At 60.8% G+C, this 12,980-nt stretch carries 12 protein-coding genes; 8 read left to right on the forward strand and 4 right to left on the reverse strand.

All coding sequences use genetic code 11. The annotated features are described in order from the left end of the window. Positions 1-129 precede the first annotated feature (129 nt). Genes ACMUJL_RS11655 through ACMUJL_RS11665 form a run of 3 tightly spaced genes read left to right on the forward strand, consistent with a single transcriptional unit; the run spans position 130 to position 3,144 of the window. Positions 130-1,329, forward strand: coding sequence for a M24 family metallopeptidase (locus ACMUJL_RS11655; RefSeq protein ID WP_416914268.1), 1,200 nt, complete (start codon positions 130-132; stop codon positions 1,327-1,329). Then, on the forward strand, positions 1,326-2,492 hold the full coding sequence (gene argE / locus ACMUJL_RS11660) for an acetylornithine deacetylase (protein WP_375568117.1): 1,167 nt from the start codon (positions 1,326-1,328) through the stop codon (positions 2,490-2,492). Before ACMUJL_RS11655 ends, argE begins: the two co-directional genes overlap by 4 nt. Next, the gene (locus ACMUJL_RS11665; protein ID WP_375568115.1) at positions 2,485-3,144 is read left to right on the forward strand and encodes a GntR family transcriptional regulator; all 660 of its coding nucleotides are present in this window, start codon (positions 2,485-2,487) and stop codon (positions 3,142-3,144) included. Before argE ends, ACMUJL_RS11665 begins: the two co-directional genes overlap by 8 nt. A gap of 83 nt (positions 3,145-3,227) precedes the next feature. Here the strand turns inward: ACMUJL_RS11665 and ACMUJL_RS11670 are convergent, their stop codons facing one another. Further along, positions 3,228-4,625 carry an aspartate aminotransferase family protein gene (locus tag ACMUJL_RS11670; RefSeq protein WP_375568113.1) on the reverse strand — a complete coding sequence of 466 codons (1,398 nt, stop codon included), beginning with the start codon at positions 4,623-4,625 and terminating at the stop codon, positions 3,228-3,230. Positions 4,626-4,726: 101 nt separating this feature from the next. After that, positions 4,727-5,401: a GntR family transcriptional regulator gene (locus ACMUJL_RS11675; protein WP_138176693.1), complete on the reverse strand. Its 675-nt coding sequence runs from the start codon at positions 5,399-5,401 to the stop codon at positions 4,727-4,729. Positions 5,402-5,573: 172 nt separating this feature from the next. Here ACMUJL_RS11675 and ACMUJL_RS11680 point away from each other — a divergent pair, with 172 nt between their 5' ends. From ACMUJL_RS11680 to ACMUJL_RS11700, 5 genes are all read left to right on the forward strand, one after another. After that, positions 5,574-6,659: a polyamine ABC transporter substrate-binding protein gene (locus tag ACMUJL_RS11680; RefSeq protein WP_416914269.1), complete on the forward strand. Its 1,086-nt coding sequence runs from the start codon at positions 5,574-5,576 to the stop codon at positions 6,657-6,659. A 66-nt stretch (positions 6,660-6,725) separates the two neighbouring features. Continuing rightward, positions 6,726-7,850, forward strand: a complete 1,125-nt coding sequence (locus ACMUJL_RS11685) for an ABC transporter ATP-binding protein (protein ID WP_375568109.1) — start codon at positions 6,726-6,728, stop codon at positions 7,848-7,850. Between the two features lie 4 nt (positions 7,851-7,854). Further along, positions 7,855-8,745, forward strand: a complete 891-nt coding sequence (locus tag ACMUJL_RS11690) for an ABC transporter permease subunit (protein ID WP_068288304.1) — start codon at positions 7,855-7,857, stop codon at positions 8,743-8,745. Further along, positions 8,742-9,560 carry an ABC transporter permease gene (locus tag ACMUJL_RS11695; RefSeq protein WP_068288307.1) on the forward strand — a complete coding sequence of 273 codons (819 nt, stop codon included), beginning with the start codon at positions 8,742-8,744 and terminating at the stop codon, positions 9,558-9,560. Before ACMUJL_RS11690 ends, ACMUJL_RS11695 begins: the two co-directional genes overlap by 4 nt. Next, positions 9,557-10,891: an NAD(P)/FAD-dependent oxidoreductase gene (locus ACMUJL_RS11700; protein WP_375568106.1), complete on the forward strand. Its 1,335-nt coding sequence runs from the start codon at positions 9,557-9,559 to the stop codon at positions 10,889-10,891. Before ACMUJL_RS11695 ends, ACMUJL_RS11700 begins: the two co-directional genes overlap by 4 nt. Before the next feature lie 3 nt (positions 10,892-10,894). On the opposite strand, the gene ACMUJL_RS11705 is transcribed toward ACMUJL_RS11700, so the two are convergent. Together ACMUJL_RS11705 and ACMUJL_RS11710 are read right to left on the reverse strand one after the other, a co-directional pair. Next, on the reverse strand, positions 10,895-11,959 hold the full coding sequence (locus ACMUJL_RS11705) for a P1 family peptidase (protein ID WP_375568104.1): 1,065 nt from the start codon (positions 11,957-11,959) through the stop codon (positions 10,895-10,897). Between the two features lie 67 nt (positions 11,960-12,026). After that, entirely contained in the window at positions 12,027-12,950 is a 924-nt protein-coding gene (locus ACMUJL_RS11710) for a DMT family transporter (RefSeq protein WP_068288317.1), read from the reverse strand. Between the last annotated feature and the right edge of the window lie 30 nt (positions 12,951-12,980).

The raw sequence follows: 12,980 nt of genomic DNA on the forward strand, positions 1-12,980 counted from the left end.
TCAGAGGTCAACCATACAACCCATAAAATTTGGGTATTTCCTAAATGCGACACCTGAATTCGCTTTTGGAACGGAAAAGATGTGCACAAATTTGGTCAACTCGGCCAAACGCCAGCAAGGAAAGCGCCCATGTCCGTACCTCCGCCCCCCTTGGCCGACCTGCCGTTCAGCAAGGCAGAATACGACCGCCGCCTGACGCTGACCCGGTCTGCGATGGCCGAACGCGGCATAGACGTACTGTTTGTCGAGGACCCGTCGAACATGGCATGGCTGACCGGCTATGACGGATGGTCCTTCTACGTGCATCAGGGCGTGATCGTGACCCATGACCGCGATCCGGTCTGGTGGGGGCGCAACATGGATGCGAATGGCGCCAAGCGGACCGCCTGGCTGCCGCATGACCACCTGCGGCCCTATGACGACACCTATGTGCAATCGAACGAGCGCCATCCGATGCAGCATCTGTCGGCGCTGCTGTGCGACATGGGGTTCGAGGCGTCCTGTATCGGTGTCGAGATGGAGAACTATTACTTCTCGGCCAAGGCCTATGTCACCATGATGACCGAACTGCCGCGCGCCACGCTGGTGGATGCGACAGCCCTGGTGAACTGGCAACGCGCCGTAAAATCACACGAGGAAATCGCCTTCATGCGCCGTGCCGCGCGCATTGCCGAAAAGATGGTGGATACAGCCATCGAGCGCGCGCGCCCCGGTGTGCGCAAGAACGATCTGGTCGCCGAGGTCATGCGCGAGGCGATCATCGGCGTTGGCGAGGATTGGGGCGATTACCCCGCGATCGTGCCCATGTGCCCGTCTGGCGCAGATGCCTCGGCCCCGCATATCACCTGGAACGGGGGCGAGTTCGAAAATGATCAATGCACCTTCTTCGAGCTGGCTGGCGTCTATCGTCGCTATCACACGCCCTTCTGCCGCACCGTCTATCTTGGCACTCCCCCGGACGAGGTGAAGCGCGCCGAGGCCGCGCTGATCGAAGGGCTTGAGGCCGGGTTGCAAGCCGCCCGTTCGGGGAACCGCGCCTGTGACATTGCGGATGCGTTGGCCCGTCCTTTGGAGGCTGCCGGCATCCAGCGCGGCGCGCGCTGCGGCTATCCTATCGGGATCAGCTACCCCCCCGATTGGGGCGAACGCACGATCAGCCTGCGGTCCGAGGATCAGACGGTGCTGCAACCGGGCATGACCTTCCATTTCATGCCCGGTCTGTGGATGGACACATGGGGCATCGAGATCACGGAATCGATCCTGATCACCGCTGATGGTCCGGCGGAAACCTTCTGCAACCGCCCGCGCCGGATCTTTGTCAAATCATGACCGATGTGACCCGAACACAGGCCATTCTTGGCGATCTGATCGGCTTTCCCACGGTCTCGTCCGACAGCAATCTGGCAATGATCGACCACATCGCCAACCTGCTGTCCGACGCGGGCGCGCGGGTCGACCTGTTTCATGACGAGACGGGCGCCAAGGCAAATCTTTTCGCCACGATCGGCCCGGAACGTGAGGGCGGGATCGTCCTGTCCGGTCATTCGGACGTCGTGCCCGTCGCCGATCAGGATTGGAGCAGCGACCCGTTTCAGATGATCGAACGGGATGGGCTGCTTTTTGGCCGTGGTGCCTGTGACATGAAAGGGTTCATCGCCGCCGCGATTGCCATGGCCCCCGATTACGCCCGGCGCAACCTCAAGCGGCCGATCCATTTCGCCTTCACCTATGACGAAGAGGTCGGGTGTCTCGGGGCGCGTTCACTTGTGCCTGCGCTGCAGGCCCGTGGTATCCGCCCCGCCATGGCGATCGTGGGCGAACCGACCGAGATGCGGATCATCGAGGGGCACAAGGGCTGCTGCGAATATACCGTCGAGTTTCGCGGGCTGGAGGGACATGGCTCCAACCCCGATCGCGGCGTCAACGCCGTGGAATATGCCGTAAGCTATGTCACGCGCTTGATGGAGTTGCGCCATCAGTTGCGCCACCGCGCCCCCGTGGGCGGCCGGTTCGAACCACCCTGGACCACGATCAACGTGGGCCGCCTGTCAGGCGGTGTTGCGCATAACGTCATCGCCGGCCGGGCCGAGCTTGATTGGGAAATGCGGCCCGTGCAGGACTCGGATGCCGATTTCGTGCGGGCGGACCTTGCCACCTATTGCAATGACGTGCTGCTGCCGCAGATGCAGGCGGTCAGCCCGGATGCCGGGATCACCACCTATGTCATCGGCGAGGTGTGCGGGCTGGAACCGATGGAAGAGAACGCCGCGCGCCGCCTGGTGGCCGAACTGACCGGCGCGAACGGTGCGGATGTCGTGGCTTTCGGCACAGAGGCCGGGCTGTTCCAGCAGATGGGAATGTCCGCGGTCCTTTGCGGCCCCGGCAGTATCGAGCAGGCGCACAAGGCTGACGAATATGTGGCTCTGTCCCAGCTTGATCAGTGCCTGGGGATGTTGCATGGCCTTGGGGAAAGGCTGACGCGCCATGTCTGACCAACCCGATGCGCGCGCCCGTTTCCTGCGCTTGCATGACGCCCTTCGCACGCGGATCTGCCTGCTTGACTACCCGCCGGGCACCCGCCTTTCGGAAGAAACACTGGCTGCTGAATTCGGCACCTCCCGCACGCCTTTGCGCCGGGTTCTGGCCCGTCTTGAAGATGAAGGGCTGGTGATATCGCAGCACGGTGTGGGCACCATCGTCACCGATGTAGACCCTGGCGAAATGGCGCGGACCTATGATCTGCGCCGTGAACTGGCAGGGCTTGTGGGGCGGCTGTCACCGGTTGCGATCACGGATGAAATCGTGGCGATGGGTCAGGACTTTCTGGCGCGCGGAGAGGCGCTGCTGACAAACCCCGAGGTTCGGGCACTCGCGCGGCTGAATATGGAGTATTTCCATTTCGGCACATCGCTGACGATGAACGAAGCGCTGCGCGACACCTCGGAAAGGCTCTATTACCGCACGGCCCGGATCTGGCTGAAGGCCACGTCGCATCTGGATCTGGTCGAAGAGACCGCGATCTTCGTGGCCGAACTGCGCGACAGTCTACAAGCGCTGCAAGCGCGCGATGCGCAGGCCGCAGCGGATGTGCGCCGCGCACATATCTCCTTGTGCATCGCACGGGTCAACGCCGCGCGCCGCTGAGATCGCGCTGCTTCTTCTTGCCTCAAATATCCAGATCCGGCCCGTACAAGATGCAATCAGGCCGGATCAGTGTCGATACTGGCTCAGCTGGCGGCGACCAGCAGACCCTCGTCCTTGATCTGGCGATAGGCCTCATCCAGCGACCTGCGGGCACGCTCGATCAGGATATCGGCCTCATTCCGCGTCATTACCAGGGGCGGGCTGATGATCATCCGGTCGCCCACGTGGCGCATGACCAGGTTGTTGGCGAAACACCGTTCACGGGTGATGTAGCCCACGGTGCCGGCTTCGGACGCGAACTTGGCGCGGCTTTCCTTGTGCGGCGTCAGGGCGATGGACCCCATCATGCCGACGATCTTCGCCTCGCCCACCATCGGGTGATCCGTCAATCCGGTCCACAGCTCTTTCATGTAGGGCCCGATATCGGTCTTGACGTGATCGATGATGCCTTCTTCCTCGATGATGTTGAGGTTCTCGAGCGCCACGGCGGCCGCAACGGGATGGGCCGCGTAGGTATAGCCGTGATTGAACTCGCAGGCGCCGATCACCTCGGCCACCTCGTCGCAGACGATCGAGCCGCCAATCGGCTGGTAGCCGGACGACAACCCCTTTGCGATCGTCATGATATGGGGACGGATATTCAGCGTCTGGCTTCCGAACCAGTTTCCGGTACGCCCGAAGCCGCAGATCACCTCATCCGCGATCAGCAGGATCTCGTACTTGTCGCAGATCCGCTGGATTTCCGGCCAATAGGTGTCGGGGGCAACGATCACACCGCCCGCGCCTTGCACGGGTTCCGCGATGAAGGCCGCAACGCGGTCCTCGCCCAGGTCGTGGATGGCCTGTTCCAGCTGGCGCGCCCGCTCCAGCCCGAATTCTTCCGGTGACATGTCCCCGCCTTCGGCCCACCAGTTGGGTTGGTCGATATGGTGAATGTCGGGGATCGGCAGGCCACCCTGCGCATGCATGCCGGACATGCCACCCAGCGAAGCGCCTGCCATGGTCGATCCGTGATAGGCATTCTTGCGGCTGATGATCACCTTCTTCTCGGGCTTGCCCTTCTGCGCCCAATAGGTGCGCACCATGCGAATGTTGGTGTCATTCGCTTCAGACCCTGATCCGGCATAAAATACGTGATTCAGGTCACCCGGCGCCACCTCGGACAGTTTTTGGCTGAGCGCGATGGCAGGCACATGGGTCGTCATGAAGAAGGTGTTGTAATAGGGCAGTTCCTTCATCTGGCGCGACGCAACATCGGCCAAGCGATCGCGCCCGTAACCCACGTTCACACACCACAGCCCTGCCATGCCGTCGATGATGCGGTTGCCGTCACTATCGGTGATCCAGACACCGTCAGCGCGCGTGATGACACGGGCACCGCGTTTGGCCAATGCCTCCTGCGTCGAGAAAGGGTGCATGTGATGCGCAGCATCCAGAGCCTGCAACTCCTGCGTAGGCATGTGATTGGTAATCAGGGTCATGACGGGCCTCATGCTGGTCGTGAATCGAGACGGGAACACCACTAGCGGGCGATTTCCTCAACGCCCCCAGAATATGATCAAATTTCAGACTGTCAATCGAATCAGTTTTCGGGATGGTCCAGATCCAGCATTTCGCGGATCTGCTCCATTCCCTGAAGCATATCTTCCCGCATCGCCTTGGCAGCCCCCTCGGAATCGCCTGTTCGGATGCAATGCAGCATGTCCTTGTGCTTGTCCGGCAGATTTTGCGTGCCGATCCGACCGATCACCACCCGCAGCGAGGGGCCAAAGCGCAGCCATAGTCTTTCCGCCATCTCCGCAAGGATCGGCGCGCTGGCCAGATCATAGAGCATGGCATGAAAACGGTAGTTATTCTCGAGGTAAGCGCGCAGATCACCCGCCGAAATGGCCCGATCAAGGGCGCTGTCTATCTCGGTCAGTTGCACCAGGTCCGCGGGGCTGGCCCGCTCGGTCGCGCGCAGCCCAAGATGCGACTCAAGCCACTGTCTGGCATATATAATTTCTGAAATATTCTCGGCTGTCAGTTGCGGCACGCAGACCCTGCGATTGCCTTGAAACACAAGTGCGCCCTCGGCCGTTAGGCGCCTGATCGCCTCGCGGACCGGGGTCATGCCCGCGTTCAGCCGATCTGCCAGCCCCTGGATCGTCAAGGCCTGCCCCGGCGCGATCTCTCCGAACAGGATCTGCTCTCTCAATTTGCGATAGATCACCTCATGGGCTGGAGGGTTCACGGACGCATCCACAAGGGTGTTCATTTTTCGGGCACCATCTTCCATTTTGCCGCTTTTCCCCGCGTTCCTCCAAGACACCTCCTTGCGAGTTTAGCGAGGTCGTGAAAATATTACCATATTGCCATAAGGCAGAAACTTTGATCAAATTCCGGAAAAGGGACAGAAGATCCTCGTATCCATCATAGGGAGTTACCTGATGAGACATCAACTGCTGACCATGACCGCCACCATCGCGCTCATGGCAGGGGCTGCCGCGGCGCAAGAAGTCCGTGTGTACAACTGGTCCGACTATATCGACGAAGAGCTTCTGGCGAAGTTCGAGGCCGAAACCGGCCTGAAACTGATCTATGACGTTTTCGACAGCAACGAGGTTCTGGAAACCAAATTGCTGGCCGGCGGCTCTGGTTATGATGTCGTTGTGCCTTCGGGGACCTTCCTGCAGCGGCAGATCCAGGCGGGCGCGTTCCAGAAGCTGGACAAGTCGAAGCTGCCCAACATTTCGAACATGTGGGATGTTGTGTCCTCGCGGACTGAGCAGTACGACCCTGAAAACGCCTACTCGATCAACTACATGTGGGGCACGACCGGCATCGGCGTAAACGTCGGCAAGGTCACCGAAATCCTGGGGCCGGACGCGCCGATCGACAGCCTTTCGCTGATTTTCGACCCTGCGAATGCCGAAAAGCTGGCGGCTTGCGGCATCATGATGCTGGATGCGCCTGCCGAGATGATCCCTGCCGCACTGAAGTTTCTGGGCGAAGACCCCAACAGCCATGACCCCGACGTGATCGCAAAGACCGAACCGGTCTTCATGGCGATCCGCCCCTACATCCAGAAATTCCACAGCAGCGAGTATATCAACGCGCTTGCGAATGGTGACATCTGCGTGGCTCTGGGCTGGTCGGGTGACGTCCTTCAGGCGCGCGATCGTGCCGCCGAGGCCGAAAACGGTGTGGAAATCGCATATAATGCCGCCAAGGAAGGTGCGCAGATGTGGTTCGACCAGATGGCGATTCCGGTCGATGCACCGAACGTGGAAGGCGCACATGCATTCCTGAACTTCATCATGGATGCGCAGAACATGGCAGCGGCGTCGAACTACGTCTACTATGCCAATGGCAACGCGGCGTCCAAGGAGTTCCTGGTCGAGGATGTGATCGGCGATCCGGCGATCTATCCGTCGGAGGAAGCACTGAACAACCTGTTCACCACGACACCCTGGGATGCTGGCGTTCAGCGGACAGTGACCCGTCTTTGGACAAAGATCAAATCGGGCACCTGAGACCCGAAGCCATGGACCCGCGCAGTATCTGCGCGGGTCCTTTCATGACAAAGGACAGGGATCGGCATGGCACAGACCGTCTTCGCCCCATGGGATGATCCGCAGGCAAAGCCTCTCATCCAGTTCCGGAACGTGACCAAGCGGTTCGGCGATTTCACCGCCATCGAAAACCTGACCCAGGATATTTACGAACGGGAATTCTTTTCACTGCTGGGTCCGTCCGGCTGTGGCAAGACCACCCTGATGCGGATGCTGGCCGGGTTCGAGAACGTGACCGAAGGCCAGATCCTGATCGCCGGACAAGACATGGCGAATGTTCCGCCCAACAAGCGGGCCGTGAACATGATGTTCCAGTCCTACGCCCTGTTTCCCCATCTGAGCGTTTGGGAAAACATCGCCTTCGGTCTCAAGCGCGAAGGCAAACCCAAGGCCGAGATCGACGCCCGCGTGGATGAAATGCTGCGCCTGACGCGGTTGGTGAAATTCGCCAAGCGCAAACCGCACCAGATCTCGGGCGGACAGCGGCAGCGCGTGGCGCTGGCGCGCAGCCTTGCCAAGGCCCCAAAACTGCTGCTGCTGGATGAACCGCTGGGCGCACTGGACAAGAAACTGCGTCAGGACACCCAGTTCGAGCTGATGGACATCCAGGAAAAGACCGGGACGACCTTCGTGATCGTGACCCATGACCAGGAAGAGGCGATGACCGTGTCCAGCCGCGTTGCGGTGATGGACGAGGGGCGCATCATCCAGGTGGCTACCCCCGCACAGATCTATGAAGCGCCCAATTGCGTCTATGTCGCGGATTTCATCGGCGATGTGAACATCATCGACGGTGCGGCAACGGCCGACGGCGATGGCTATCGGATCGCCTGGGCTGAGGGGCAGGAGCCGTTCTTTGCCAAGACGGCCAACAGCTTTTCCGCCGGGCAGCGCTGCCATATAGCCATCCGCCCCGAAAAAGTGGCGATTTCAGCCGAGCGCCCGGATGATATGGCAAATGCCGTCGAAGGGCAGATCATCGACATCGCCTATCTGGGCAATATCTCGACCTATCACGTCAAGCTGACCAACGGGCAGATGATTAAGGCACAGGCCGCGAACACGCGCCGCCTGTCGCGGCGCACATTTACCTGGGAAGATCGCGTCTGGTTGTCCTGGACGGACACCGCCGCCGTCATTCTGGAGAGCTGAGGCGATGCGGCGCTTCATCCTCATCGCGGTTCCTTATCTCTGGCTTCTGGCACTGTTCCTTGTGCCGTTCCTGATCGTGCTGAAGATCTCGCTTTCGGATATTGCGCTGTCGATTCCGCCCTATACGCCGCAACTTGACCTGTCCACCGGATGGGATGGGATCAAAAGCTTTCTGTCACAGCTTGATTTCGAGAATTTTACCTTCCTGACGCAAGACCCGCTTTACTGGAAGGCTTACGTATCATCGCTTCAGATTGCGGCCATTTCGACCGTGCTGACGCTGTTGGTCGGCTACCCGATTGCCTATGGCATGGCGCAGGCCCCGGATGAGTGGCGGCCTACCCTGCTGCTGCTGGTGATCCTGCCGTTCTGGACCAGCTTCCTGATCCGCGTCTATTCGTGGATCGGCATCCTGTCGAACGAAGGGTTCCTGAACCAGTTCCTGCTGTGGACCGGCATCATCTCGACACCGCTGACGATCCTGAACACCAATACCGCGGTCTATATCGGGATCGTCTATACCTACCTTCCCTTCATGATCCTGCCGATCTATTCGGCCCTCGAGAAGATGGACGGCTCGCTTCTTGAGGCGGCCGAGGATCTGGGATGCTCGCGGTTGTCGGCCTTCTGGCTGATCACGGTGCCATTGTCCAAGGCCGGCATCATTGCGGGCTGTTTCCTGGTCTTCATCCCTGCGCTTGGTGAATTCGTCATCCCCTCACTTCTGGGTGGGTCCGACACGCTGATGATCGGCAAGGTCCTGTGGGAGGAGTTCTTCTCGAACCGCGACTGGCCCGTAGCCTCTGCAGTGGCGGTGATCCTGCTGCTGATCCTGGTCGTTCCCATTGTCCTGTTCCAGCGCAACGAGCAGAAACAGCGGGAGATGGATCAATGAGGCGCTTTTCCTGGTTCAACGCCACATCCCTCACCCTCGGGTTTGCGTTTCTTTACCTGCCGATGATCATCCTGATCATCTACAGCTTCAACGAGTCGCGCCTGGTGACTGTCTGGGCCGGGTTCTCGACCAAGTGGTATGGAACCCTGTTGCAGAACGAGTCCTTTCTGGATGCGGCCTGGGTCACCGTGCAGGTTGCAGTCGCGTCATCGACGATAGCGACCATACTGGGCACGATGGGGGCCTATGTGCTTGTGCGCGGCGGGCGTTTCATGGGGCGTACGGTATTTTCCGGCATGATCTATGCACCCCTTGTGATGCCCGAGGTGATCACCGGCCTTTCGCTTCTTCTGTTGTTCATCGGGATCGGTCTTGATCGCGGCATCTTCACCATTGTTCTGGCGCATACCACTTTTTCGATGTGCTTCGTGTCTGTCGTGGTGTCGTCACGTCTGGTCAGTTTCGACAAGTCGCTGGAAGAGGCGGCACTTGATCTTGGCTGCACACCCTTCGATGCGTTCCGCCTTGTGACCCTGCCGATCATCGCGCCTGCGGTGATTTCCGGCTGGCTGCTGGCCTTTACACTCTCGCTGGATGATCTGGTGATCGCGTCCTTCACTGCAGGGCCATCGGCAACGACCTTGCCGATCAGGATCTTTTCAGCCGTGCGCCTGGGCGTCTCGCCCGAGATCAACGCGCTGTCGACGATCATGATCGCGATCGTCACGATCGGGGTCATCACCGCGTCGATCATCACGAAGCGCAACAGCCTGGCCCAGCAGCGCGACGAACAGGCCGCAGCACGAACAGCATGACCCGCATCTTTCCGGCTTATGCCTATGGGGATGGCCCCGTCGCAGGGTGCTATTGGGCCGGAACAGTGCCGGATGACAGTGCGACCACGCCTGTTGCAAGCGGCAGGATCACCGCGGATGTCGCGATCATCGGGGCAGGCTTCACCGGCCTGTCTGCAGCCCTTCATCTGGCGCAGGACGGTGTCGATGTCGTTGTCCTGGACAGCATGCACGCGGGGTGGGGCGCGTCCGGGCGCAATGGCGGCTTTTGCTGCCTTGGGGGCGCCAAGGCCAGCAGTGCCGAGCTTGCGGATAGGTTCGGACAGGATGCGCTGACAGGGTGGCGACGGGCCGAACAGGATGCCGTTGCCCTTGTCGCCCGGCTGTTGCAGGACCATGGCATCGCCGCCGACACGCATTCGCAGGGCGAGGCGATACTGGCGCATAATGACCGATCCGCGCGGGAGCTGGCACAGGATGTCGCCCGCGTGAAGGCCGAGTATGGGGTGGATGCCGCGTGGCACAGCCCGGATGAGTTGAAGGACACAGGCATGGCCGGGCCTTTCAAGGCCGGGCTGACGATACCCGTGGGTTTTGCGCTGAACCCGCGCAAATACATCGCCGGGCTTTTGCGCGCGGCGCTGGCCGCAGGGGCACGGGTGCATGGGCACAGCCCGGTGTTGCGGATCACGCAGGACAGCGGGGGCTTCACCCTCGCGACCGATCTGGGCAGCGTGCATGCGCGGCGACTGATCGTGGCGACCAATGGCTATTCATCCGAGGATCTGCCGCCCTGGATGGCGGGACGCTACTTGCCGGCACAATCAAACGTGCTGGTCACCCGTCCGCTGACGCAGGCCGAACTGGATGCCGCTGGCTGGACCAGCCGCCAGATGGCTTATGACACGCGCAACCTGCTGCATTATTTCCGCCTGATGCCCGATAACCGTTTCCTTTTCGGGATGCGCGGCGGGCTTCTGGCCTCGCCGCAGGCCGAAGCTGTCATTACTGCCCGCGCAAGGCGCCACTTCGAGGCGATGTTTCCCGCGTGGCGCGACGTCGAAACGCCCCATGGCTGGAGCGGGATGGTTTGCTTTTCGTCGAACCGTACCCCTTATTGCGGCCCGATCCCTGACCTGGCGGGGGCATTTGCCGGCTTCGCCTTTCACGGAAACGGCGTGGCCATGGGCAGCTATACCGGCGCATTGCTTGCGGATCTTGTGCAGGGCAAGCCGACCCGTTTGCCTTATCCCGATGTCATGCGCGCGAATGCGCCGCGCTTTCCGCTTGGGCGGTTTCGCCGTGCGCTGCTGCCAGCGGGTTATGCACTGGCCGGATTGGCTGACCTCTGAAAATCAGTCACGGAACATCGCTGCCAGCCGCGCGGTATCGATGGCCATGACGGTCTTGCCGGGCGGCTTGACCGTCGGTGCATCCTCGCCCGCGACAAGGGCATTCACAACCGCCTCTTCGACGGCCTGCACAGAAGCAAGGTAGAACGGATCAAGGTAGTCCTGGTTGATCTCGCTCCGCATGATGACAGGCGCCTGTTGGGGCGGCATGGAGCCTGCATTCGCAGTCGAGAAGGCAAGAAAGATATCGCCCGAATTGTTGCCGCCGGGCGTGCCGTTCCGTCCGATTCCGATGGCGGCACGTTTGGCCACGGCGCGCAGCGACAATGCGGAAAGCGGCGCATCCGTGCCAAGGATCACGATGATGGATCCCTGCTCGGACTCCATAAGGGTGTCTTCCGGCATGGCTTCACCAACTGGGCGACCCAGGATCGACAACCACGGGCGTATGCCGTGGTTGGCCTGCACAAGCGCGCCGATCGTGTATTCGATCCCGCCGATCCGGATCTTGCGCGATGCGGTACCGGTTCCACCCTTGAACTCGTAACAGATCATGCCGTTGCCGCCCCCGACAGACCCTTCAGGCACCGGTCCGCCCCTGGCTGCATTCAGCGCCCCGATCGCATGATCCGGCGTCACGAACATGGCGTTTATGTCGTTCAGGACTCCGTCATAGGTTTCCGCCACAACGGGCATGGCCCAGGCGTGCTGATCCCGGAAATAATCGGCATAGGTGTCAATCATCCAGCGGGTCGCGCCATGATGGGCCGCGCCCACACCATGCGTGTTGGTGATCATGATCGGCCCGATGAAGTAACCCGCATCGTCGATCCAGTGGGTGCCCGTCATCTCGCCATTGCCATTCAGCGCGTAGTGACCAGCCCAGACAGGTTGCGGCGTGACACCCTCACGCGGGATGATTGCCGTGACGCCCGTCCGCATGCCGCGTTGCGGATCGGTCAAGGTGCTGAACCCGACCCGCACACCCGGAACATCGGTCATGGCGTTGAACGGACCCGGTGTGCCCGGAAAAGGCAGCCCAAGGTCACGGGCGCGCGGCTTGCTCATCTTGATGCCCTGCTTCTTTCAGTTCGAGGTTACAGTATTCGATGCGCCTTGGTGGTCAATGCGCGGATCAGCCTTGGGGTGTCATGCCGGACCGCGCCTTTTCGCGCTTCAGGCCCAGCGAATGTTCGCGCCAGATGATCATGACCCCTGCCAGCATCACAAGGCCCGCGCCGATCAGCATCTGATAGGTCGGAACCTCGTCGAAGATGAAATAGCCGATCAGGATCGCGAACAGCATCGAGGCATAATCGAACGGCGCCACCACACTGGCATCGGCAAAGCGATAGGCCGAGGTCAGGAAGATTTGCCCAAGCCCACCCAGAAGGCCAGCAGCCACCAGAAGACCAGCTTCGAAGGGTTGGGGTACGACCCAACCGAAGGGCAATGTCAGCAGCGACAGCCCGGTCGCCGTCAGCGAGAAGAAGAATACGATGGCCGAGGTCTGTTCGGTCTGGACAAGTTTACGGACATAGATCTGTGCCAGTGCCGCACAGACAGCGCCCATCAGCACCAACATCGCGCCGAAGGCGGCCGATGTATCGACCGTGGGCCCCGACAACAGCGTCAGGCGCGGGGCCAGCACAACCAACACGCCGACAAGACCCAATGCGACGGCAAAAAGGCGGAAGGCGCGAACCTCTTCGTTCAGGAACATTGCGGCAAAAACCACCACAAGCAGCGGAGCGGCATAGCCGATGGCTGTCACCTCGGGCAGCGGCAAGAGCCCCAGACCCGCGAATCCAAGGCCCATCGCCGCGGTTCCCACGAAACCGCGCCAGAAATGTCCCAGCGGAGATTTGACCCGCAGACCGGTGTGCAGATCATGCCGCATCCAGAGCCAGACCAGAATCACCGGCATCGCAAAGAAGGATCGGAAAAAAACCGCCTGTCCCGGAGGAACGTGATCCGCCGTGGCCTTGATCAAGGACGCCATGGTGATGAACAGGACCACCGAACACAGTTTGAGGATAATACCCCGTAATGGCTGCATGAATCCCGATCCTTGCCGATGTCACCGGAT

The organism is Seohaeicola sp. (assembly GCF_048006315.1).
Lineage (GTDB): Bacteria > Pseudomonadota > Alphaproteobacteria > Rhodobacterales > Rhodobacteraceae > Seohaeicola.